This is a genomic window from Streptomyces sp. NPDC004667 (assembly GCF_040609475.1).
Lineage (GTDB): Bacteria > Actinomycetota > Actinomycetes > Streptomycetales > Streptomycetaceae > Streptomyces.
In genome coordinates this window covers 1-7120 of record NZ_JBEXKC010000168.1, presented here as the reverse complement: position 1 = coordinate 7120, position 7120 = coordinate 1, and the positions used below count along the sequence as shown (strand labels likewise).

The window sequence follows — 7120 nt, the reverse complement described above, 5'->3', positions numbered from 1 at the left end:
CCGCCGGGCTGCGGGGACGGGCCGGCGGGCCGTGAGGCGCGGCCGCCCTGGTCCCAGCCGAGCACGGCGCCGCACGCGTCGCAGAAGGACTGGCCCGGTTCCGCGCGCGTTCCGCACTCGGCACAGTTCTGCGTGGTCATGTCTGCGGGGTCCTTTCGGCGGCCGTCACTTCGACCGTGTAGGGCATGTGGGCGGGGCGGGCGGCGGCGACGAGGGAGTCCAGTCGGTGGACGTCGGCCGGAGTCGGGCCGGGCAGCCGGAGGCTGACGTGCAGGCGGGGGCGCGGGGCTCCCGGGAAGGGTCCGAGCGGGCGGGCGTTCCAGTCGGCGCCGCCGCTCTCGGTGATCTCGGGTACGACGCCGAACGCCAGCCGTACCGCCTCCGCGAGGCCGCGGCGGGTGCCGCGGATCCGGTGCAGCGCGACGGCGGCCGCGACGGCGGCCCGCAGCCGGGGCTCGGGCTCGCTGCCGTCGGTCTCGGCGCCCACCCAGGTGCCGAGCCACCGGGCGAAGTCGACCGGGGTCAACGCCGGGTCGAAATAGGTGTCCAGGCAGTCCAGGACGTTCAGGACGGGTGCGAGGACGTCGTCGAGTCCACCGACGAACCGCTGCGCCAGGTCGTCGTCGGCGAAGACGGCCGGGAGCATCGTGCCCAGGGGGAGCGAGGAGCCGAGGCCGTCGACGGAGCCGCGGTGGGCGGCGTTCCTCATGCGCCGTCCCCGATCACCCGGACGCGGTGGTCGTAGGAGAAGACCAGCGAGGGCCGTCGCAGGTCGATGCGGTCGGTGGGGTCGCCGCGCTTTCCGGTGAGGGGATCGGCCGGGTGCAGGACGACCTCGTCGACCAGTTCCACACCGGGGACCCGCTGCAGCACCGCGAACACCTCGCCGGTCTGCACGGGACGGCCGAAGGGCCAGCCCCGGCCGTCCGCGCCGCCCGTCAGCGGGTCGAGGTGGCGGTAGAGCGCGTCGTGCGCCCGGCGGCGCACCCGGTCGGTGTCGACGCCGCGGAACGCGTGCACCGTGGCGACGACGGTGACGCCCTGGTAGTACGGCGGGCCGACGGCCAGCCGGGTGCCGATGAGACGGCGTTCGTCGAGGTGACGGGTGATCCGGCCCAGCAGCGCGTCGCCGGGCACGAGCTGCTCGAAGCGCAGCCGCCCGCCCGGATCGGGCACGGCCTGGGGAACGACGAGGACACGGACCGCGTAGGCCCCGTGCTCGCCCTCCTCGCCCTCCAGGCAGGTGATGCGCGCGGTCTCCGGCGCGGCCCGGCGGGCGAGCTCCTCGTAGTCGCGCAGGGTGACCGCGCGGTCCTGGGCGCGGAGGGTGATCGGTGCCCGCAGTTTGGCCTCCTCGACCGTCTCGCCGTCGACACCGCCGCGCGCCGCCTCGCGGTTGACGACCTCGGCGACGTACGGGACGGAGGTGCGCAGCACCTGGACTGCGCCCCGCGCCACGTTGCCGCCGCGGCCGCCGCCGGTGCGGTAGCGGTGGGCCCGGACTACGGCGCCCTTGGGGGCGACCGCCCCGTACTGGCGCAGTGTCCCGTCCGGTTCGCGGACGGCCGGGCCGAACGCTATCTCGCCGGTGGCGGCGTCCAGGGTGACGTGGTGGTCGCCGGGCCGGGAGCCGGCGAAGTGCGGGACCACCTGCCAGTCCCGCCAGCCGTCGTCGGCGGAGCTCTGCAGGAGCAGCGGCGGATCGTCGGCGACGACCGGGGCGTGGGCCAGCCGCAGCCGCTGGCCGGGCAGCCCCGTGGCTTCGCCGAGCGCCTCGTCGTGGACGGTCTCGGCGTGCACGGCGCCGGTGGTGCCGCCGATGGTGTAGGCCTCGACGGAGCGGATGCTCGGCGAGGCGGTGTAGAAGGGCTGGCCCGGCGCCGGTTCGGTGACCCGGCAGCGGATCCAGCCCGCCTCGTGCCCGCCGCCCCGCGAGAGCACGTGCCCGCCCGGCAGGTGCAGGACGACGTCGCCGGGCCGGTTGAGACCGCCGGTGCCGTCCCGGTCCACCTCGCAGGCCTGCCAGCCGTCCTCGGTCCACGCCTCCCACAGCAGCGGCGGCTGGCGGGGATCCACCCCGACGCCGTCGACGCGGCTGTCGAGCTCCAGCGCGAGCGCGCAGTGCGGAGCGGCCGCGGTCAGACCGATGAGCATGCAGTCGCCGACGGCCGGGGCCTCGGCGAAGCACAGCACGTCCTTGCCCTCGGCGAGGTCCGTCGTACGGTCCGCGACGGGCTGCCCGCGGTGCTGCACCACCAGGTGGGACAGCGAACTCGGCACGACGGCGAGGTCGTGCTCGGTGGCGAAGACGACGGCGTCCTCCCGTTCGGTGCGCAGCGTGGCGACCTCGGCCCCGGCGGGGACCAGGATCACGTCCTCCTGGGGCGCCGAAAGCCAGAAGGTGACGTCCGTGCGCGCCGCGGACGGCGGGAAGAGGGTGATGCCCACCAGGTCGAGGAAGGCCAGGTGGTTCTTCTCCGGGACGCGGTTGAGGCGGTAGACGATCTGGTCCGCCATGTGAGCGACCGTCTCGACGAGCGTGATGCCGGGGTCGGAGACGTTGTGGTCGGTCCACTCCGGGGCCCGCTGCTGGATGTAGCGCTTGGCGTCGTCGACGAACTGCTGGAAGCGCCGGTCGTCGAGGTTGGGGGAGGGCAGGGACATCAGAGGTCGCTTTCCGAGGAGCCCGGCGCGCCCGGCTCGTCGTGGCTGGGGATGACGTAGAAGGGGAAGACGAGGCTGCGCGGGTTGTTGGTCCCGCGGATGGAGTACCGGACGTCGATGAACAGGACGCCCTGGTCCGCGCCGGCGGAGACCTCCACGTCGTGCACCTCGATCCGGGGTTCCCAGCGGTCCAGGCCCACGTGCACCTCGTGCTGGATGCGTCCCGCGGTCTGTTCGTTGACCGGGGCGAAGACGAGGTCGTGGATCGCGCAGCCGAACTCCGGGCGCATCGGCCGCTCGCCCGGGGCGGTGGCCAGGACGAGCCGGATGGCCTCCTCGATCTCGCGCTCGCCGCTGACCAGCGCGATGCCCCCGGTGGGTCCGATGCGCATCGGGAACGCCCAGCCGGAGCCGACGAACTGTTCGGCCATCAGGGGGCCACCTGCCTTCTCCTCATCCGAACGGGTACTTGATGTTGTTGACGAAGAAGCCGCCTTGGAGGTCGAGCCGGACGGCGCGGATGCCGACGGCGGCGATGGTGTTGACCTGGAACGTGCCACCGGAGGTGATCATGGTGGCGCCGACGGCCTTGAGGCTGAGTGCGCCCATCGCGTCGATGCTGACGGCGCCCGCGAGGGAGGTGAGGTTGACGAGGCCGCGGCCCTGGATGTCGAGGAGGCCACCGCTCTTGATGGTGAGCCGGCGGCCGGCGCTGAGCGTCAGGTCGGTCCCGGCCTCGACGGACACGGAGCGACCGCCCTTGATGGTCACCGACCCCTTGCTGTCGACGGTGATCTCCGTCTCGGTGCGGTCGAGGTTGATGGTCAGCCGGTCGTCACCGCTGGCGATGCGCACGCCCTGCTTGCGCCCGCCGGTCCGCTGGCTGAGCAGGTCGACGCGGTTGCCCTGCCGGTCGGACAGGGTGTGCCGGGCGGCCTTCCGCTTCAGCCCGTCGTGCAGGGGAACGTCCTCGACCCGGGTCGGCAGGTCCCGGCCGTTGTAGAGACCGCCGATCACGAACGGGTGGTCCAGCGCGCCCCGGTCGAAGGCGACCAGCACCTCGTCCCCGACGTCCATCGGGAAGACGCCGCCGCCGCCCACCCCGCCGGACTGCACGCTGCGGGCCCAGTCGCTCACGTACGTGTCGTCCAGCCACGGGAACTGGAGCTTGACCCGCCCCTGCTTCAGCGGGTCCTGCACGTCGGTGACGATGGCGTTCGCGACTCCGGGCAGCCGGCCGGCGCCGGCGGCGCCCGCCCCGCCGCCCCCGCCCGACGCCAGCCCGTAGAGGGAGCGCCACTGGCGTCCGCTCACCGTGATCCACGACTCGTAGTGCCTGCCGTCGCCGAAGACGTGCCGCACGGAGGTGACGGTGTACTTGCCCTCGAAGGGCCTGCCCACGTCGCCGAGGGCCACGGGCACGCCCGGCCGGAGCTCGGGATTGCCGTACACGGCGACCTCCAGCTCCGCGAACGACGAGGTGACGTCGGCGGCGAGGGCTTGGGCGGCGTACCGGACCTCGTCCTGCCGGTCGTACGGCGTGGCGGTCTCGACGAGCTGCGCGGGCGCGAACCTCCCGGCCGCCTGGCCCGGGGTGAGGCCTATGGAGATCCCCGGGTCGGTCGTGGCCGGCGCCGTCTCGACGATCTTCTTCTTCGTGGTGACGTTCCAGCCGCGCGACTCGACCGTGCCGACCTGGTCGGCGGCGGTGACCGCCGACCGCAGCCGGAGGATGTCGTGACCGGCCTGGAGGACGAAGGGGCTCTCGTCACCGTCGGTCCGCGGGGACGGCCCGCCGGCCGACGGGGTCGGCGCGACGAACCGGAACCTCCCCCGGGCGTCCAGCGACATCACCATGTCGTTCTCGTCGGCGAGCCGGGAGAGGAAGTCCCAGTCGGTGACGTTGGACTGGCTGATGAACCCGTACGCGCCCTTCGTCGACTGGATCCGTCCGATCGGTACGCCGTCCAGGGCGGCCAGCTTGCGGGCGATGTCGGAGGCCTTCTGGTTGCGGTAGGCGACGACACGGCGCCGGCGCATCATCCGGTGCCCGAAGTCGTAGCCGCGGATCACGGTGAAGCTTCCGGTGCCGTCGTAGTCGGCCTCCAACGCGGTGACCTCGCCGGTCAGCAGGGGCTTGCCGGCACCCTGGCCGTCGGCGATCGGGGTCAGGACCACCCTCGTGCCGAAGCTGACGCCGAGCTTGCCGAGGACCAGGCGGTACGGATCGCGGAAGGTCAGCCGGAACGCGGCGGGCACGCCCACGCCCTGGTCGACCCAGCCCTCCACGAGCAGCGGGGCGATGTCGTCCGGGAGCCTGGCCGACCCCATCCGCACCTGCATGATGCTGGAGAACGCGGGACGCACCATCAGCGCGACACCTCCTCGGGCGCCGGAAGCACCAGTTCGGTGCCGGTCGTCAGCCGGGACGGGTCGTCGATGCCGTTGACCTCGGCGATCGCCCGCCAGACGGTGGCCGTGCCGTACTCCCGCCACGCCAGCGACTGCAGCGAGTCGCCGGCCACGACCCGGTGCACGCGCTGGGCGGTGAGCGCGCCCGAGGTCGGGTTCTGGCCCTTGGTCTTCCCCGGGATCTCCACCAGGTGCACCTGACAGGTGGCACGGATGGGCACGCCCGTCGTGCCGAAGAGGCTGTACGAGGCCTCGACCGAGCCCACGTAGGCCACGAACCGGGCCGTGGAGAACGACCCCCACTCGAACACCACCCACGGCGGCGACGGCTGGTCGGCGGCGATGCTCTTCGCCGTCACCTCGCAGCAGTCCAGCAGCGATTCGACCTTCTTCAGCACCGTGTTGGCGGTCGGCGCGGCCGACGAGTCCAGGAAGATCTCCAGGGTCATCTCCCGCGGATCGGCGCCCATGAACTCCGGCTTGGAGCCGTCGCGCACGGCCATCGTCGGCGTGGCCTTCCACTGCGCGCGCTGACTCAGCGACAGCTGCGCCGGATTGAACTCGAAGCCGAACGTCCGCATCAGTGCACCCGGCGTCGTGCTCGTCCCGACCGGGGGCTCGTGGATCGCCAGGTTCGCGCGCACCAGGCTCTTGCCGGCGCCCCTGCTGCTCGTGGCCATGGGTGTGCCTCCTCTCCGCTCCGTCGCGTCTCTCGCGCCGTCAGTCCGTGAACCCGTGGTGGGCGATCTCCAGGACCTCCGTGGCCACGGCGGAGCTCGCGGGGTCGAGGGTGGGGCCCTGCCAGCTCACGGGCAGGACGTCGATGAGCCCCCAGCGGGCCACCAGCGACCCGTCGGCCCGCAGCGCCGCGATCTGGGCGGTGGGCCGCTTGATCCCCGTCTGCACCGACGAGATCCACTTGGCGACCTTCGCGGTGTCCGGCGTGAGCGGCCGGGTGAGCCGGATGGTGGAGAACGTGACCCGGGTCGGCAGGTGCCACACGAAGCCGTTGTTGCCGCCCTCCTGACGTTGCTCCACCTCCACCTGGGACGACAGGCCCTCGCACCCGTTGAAGTACCCGAGGCTCTCGCCGTCGATGGTGAGGGTGAACCAGATGGTGGACCCGGGGTCCTGGCGGGGCATCCGAGGTGGGCCTTTCTGTCGGTGCGAGGGGGTGGCGGTGTGGTGTGCGCGGGGACGGGGTGGGGCCCGGGCGGGGGCGTCAGGCGCGCGGATCGCGGAGCCTGCCGATCCGCTCGCGGTCCATGCGCAGTTCGGTGCGGACGAGGCGGGTGACCCGGTCGATGATCCGGTGCACCAGCTCGTCCAGCTGGAACTCGGTCAGCTCGCGCGGATCGAAGGCTCCGGCGGGGACGGCGGTGTACTCGGGCGGGGACGCGCCGTGCGCCGCCGGCCGCTCGTACGGTGGCGGCGGCCCGGCCGGCGGCGCCTGCTGCGACGACGGCCGAAAGTGCCCCAGCGTCGAGGCCACGGTGGCCGACGCGGCGGCCGCGAGCGCGCCGAGGGACCGGCCGGATCCGGAGCCGGATCCGAACGAGGGGAAACGCTGGACCGTGGGGCCGGGCGGGGCCGACCCCACGGACGGCACCCCGGCCGCCGGGCCCGCGGGCAACCCCAGGGGCGCGGCCGCGGGCGGCGGACTCAACGGAGCCACGGGGAGCGGACCGCGCGCCATGGCACCGGCGCCGGGTGCGGTGGGCCGGCGCAGGAGAACGCCCCGGACGGGGAAGGCCCGTTGGACGGGGAGAGTGTCGGTCTTGCGGGGAGGGGCCGGTGAGGGCTGGGTCGGGGGGACGGACGCGGAGGGTGTGGCCGGTGTGGCCGGCGCCACGGCGCGCTGGACCGGCGGGGGAGCGGAGGCACCGGCACGGGGTCCGGGGTGCTCCGGGGCGGTCCGGGTGGGCGTACCCGTGGACGGAGCGCCGGGCGCAAGGATCCGCTGCGCGGCTGCCGGCCCGGGCGTGGAGGGGCGCGGGGAGGCGGAGGTGCGGCCGGTTGCCGGGCCGGGGGAGGGGCGGGGTGC

Annotated in this window: 7 protein-coding genes; all 7 read right to left on the bottom strand. The window is 73.8% G+C overall.

All coding sequences use genetic code 11. The features are described 5' to 3' along the window. Positions 1-136: 136 nt before the first annotated feature. The 7 genes from ABZW32_RS38300 to ABZW32_RS38270 all read right to left on the bottom strand — a co-directional run bounded on the left by ABZW32_RS38300 (position 137) and on the right by ABZW32_RS38270 (position 6676). On the bottom strand, positions 137-709 hold the full coding sequence (locus ABZW32_RS38300) for a phage tail protein (protein ID WP_356225329.1): 573 nt from the start codon (positions 707-709) through the stop codon (positions 137-139). Then, entirely contained in the window at positions 706-2664 is a 1959-nt protein-coding gene (locus ABZW32_RS38295; protein ID WP_356225327.1) for a putative baseplate assembly protein, read from the bottom strand. Before ABZW32_RS38295 ends, ABZW32_RS38300 begins: the two co-directional genes overlap by 4 nt. Continuing rightward, a complete protein-coding gene (locus ABZW32_RS38290; RefSeq protein WP_356225325.1) occupies positions 2664-3095 on the bottom strand; it encodes a GPW/gp25 family protein in 432 nt (143 codons plus the stop codon). The genes ABZW32_RS38295 and ABZW32_RS38290 overlap by 1 nt, the downstream gene beginning before the upstream one ends. Before the next feature lie 22 nt (positions 3096-3117). Then, positions 3118-5034 (bottom strand): VgrG-related protein, encoded by a 1917-nt coding sequence (locus tag ABZW32_RS38285; protein WP_356225323.1) that lies wholly within the window; start codon positions 5032-5034, stop codon positions 3118-3120. Beyond that, positions 5034-5756: a LysM peptidoglycan-binding domain-containing protein gene (locus tag ABZW32_RS38280; protein WP_356225321.1), complete on the bottom strand. Its 723-nt coding sequence runs from the start codon at positions 5754-5756 to the stop codon at positions 5034-5036. Before ABZW32_RS38280 ends, ABZW32_RS38285 begins: the two co-directional genes overlap by 1 nt. Positions 5757-5796: 40 nt before the next feature. After that, complete coding sequence (locus tag ABZW32_RS38275) at positions 5797-6219, bottom strand: phage tail protein (protein WP_356225319.1); 423 nt, start codon at positions 6217-6219, stop codon at positions 5797-5799. Between the two features lie 79 nt (positions 6220-6298). Next, on the bottom strand, positions 6299-6676 hold the full coding sequence (locus ABZW32_RS38270) for a hypothetical protein (RefSeq protein ID WP_356225317.1): 378 nt from the start codon (positions 6674-6676) through the stop codon (positions 6299-6301). Positions 6677-7120: the final 444 nt, after the last annotated feature.

Coding starts and splice junctions, on each gene's coding strand:
- ABZW32_RS38300 (WP_356225329.1), bottom strand. CDS start 709: ATGAGGAACGCCGCCCACCGCGGCTCCGTCGACGGCCTCGGCTCCTCG.
- ABZW32_RS38295 (WP_356225327.1), bottom strand. CDS start 2,664: ATGTCCCTGCCCTCCCCCAACCTCGACGACCGGCGCTTCCAGCAGTTC.
- ABZW32_RS38290 (WP_356225325.1), bottom strand. CDS start 3,095: ATGGCCGAACAGTTCGTCGGCTCCGGCTGGGCGTTCCCGATGCGCATC.
- ABZW32_RS38285 (WP_356225323.1), bottom strand. CDS start 5,034: ATGGTGCGTCCCGCGTTCTCCAGCATCATGCAGGTGCGGATGGGGTCG.
- ABZW32_RS38280 (WP_356225321.1), bottom strand. CDS start 5,756: ATGGCCACGAGCAGCAGGGGCGCCGGCAAGAGCCTGGTGCGCGCGAAC.
- ABZW32_RS38275 (WP_356225319.1), bottom strand. CDS start 6,219: ATGCCCCGCCAGGACCCCGGGTCCACCATCTGGTTCACCCTCACCATC.